The 1,249-nt window shown below is 44.4% G+C and carries 2 protein-coding genes; one reads left to right on the forward strand and one right to left on the reverse strand.

Annotated elements, in window-relative coordinates; genetic code table 11:
• Positions 1 to 224: 16S rRNA (cytidine(1402)-2'-O)-methyltransferase (locus NC238_05365; protein ID MCM1565368.1), on the forward strand; the 224-nt coding region annotated here is incomplete at its 5' end.
• A gap of 224 nt (positions 225 to 448) precedes the next feature.
• On the opposite strand, the gene NC238_05370 is transcribed toward NC238_05365, so the two are convergent.
• Positions 449 to 1,249: S8 family serine peptidase (locus tag NC238_05370; GenBank protein MCM1565369.1), on the reverse strand; the 801-nt coding region annotated here is incomplete at its 5' end.

Consider the following 1,249-nt stretch of genomic DNA (forward strand, 5'->3'; position numbering starts at 1 on the left):
TTTCACCGCATACGCTGGTATTCTACGAAAGTCCCTACCGGTTGATCGATTTTATGCGCGATGCAACGGAAGTATTCGGCGACCGCAAATGTGCAGTCGCCAACGACCTGACCAAGAAATTCGAAACGATGTACCGCGGTACGCTTTCTGAAACGATTGCCGAACTTCAAAAGGAACCCTTGCGCGGCGAATACTGCGTGGTTATTGCAGGGATTTCAGACTGATTCCTGTCGAATTATTATTCAATATTCAATCTTGTATGATTAGTATCCTGATGTGTCAATAGTCTTTCATCACAGGAACGATATCTTAGCAAATTAATCTATTCCCAAGCAAGTCAATCATAATCGAAGGAGCTATACAGATTTGGTTATCTTTCTCATTACCCAAGAAGAATAACTGGTTGTTCCTCGATAAGACTCACAGATATTGACCGATTTCACCTTTATTAATCCAGGCTTTTTTTCACCAGCTCAATAAATGCAGGCGGGTTGATGATTTTCACACCATCCCCGTTGGTATATGCGGATTCGAATAGCAAATCAATGATCTGCGTGTTTGACAGTTCCGGATTTACCTGCCATCCCATTGCCAATACTCCGGCTAAATAGGGGATCGACCAGCTTAATCCTCCAATTCCTGTATATTGATAGGATGGATTCCCCTGTGAGTACTCTTCCGCTACCGTCCTACGGGAAGTTGGAATATAAATCCGATTGGGCATTGCTGTATTTGATAGACCAGGCAAACCCGGGGTGCACCCGGATACGTCATCGGGATTATCAAGATCCAGGTAACAAGGTGCTGTAATACCATGGTTCTCGGTACAATCGAGAACAAGTATTCCTGCTTCAACGGCTCTTTCGTATGCACCATCCCAAGCATCATTATTTTTCCTAATAGGTGATCTTGGCCCGGATGGAGCAGCTGAGATTGAAACCACCCGAATCTTATTTGCTTCGGGTAATTTGGAATTTTCATCAATAACCCAGTTCAATGCATCCGCATAAAACTGGGCATCAAGTTTCCACGATGGCGTAGCAGCAAAGTATATTGAAGCATCGGGCGCTGTTCCAATACTTGTCCCGACCAACAGACTGGTTACAGCCGGTGCATGCATACTGCCCTCTGTAACTGGAGCCTCTGTTCCAAAATCCATATATTTTATGACTTTTCCGGAGAATTCTGGATGGTCCAGCACCATATGTTGATCAATGATCGCAATATTTACTCCTTTACCCGTCACGCC

The sequence above is a fragment of the Dehalobacter sp. genome, from assembly GCA_023667845.1.
Lineage (GTDB): Bacteria > Bacillota > Desulfitobacteriia > Desulfitobacteriales > Syntrophobotulaceae > Dehalobacter.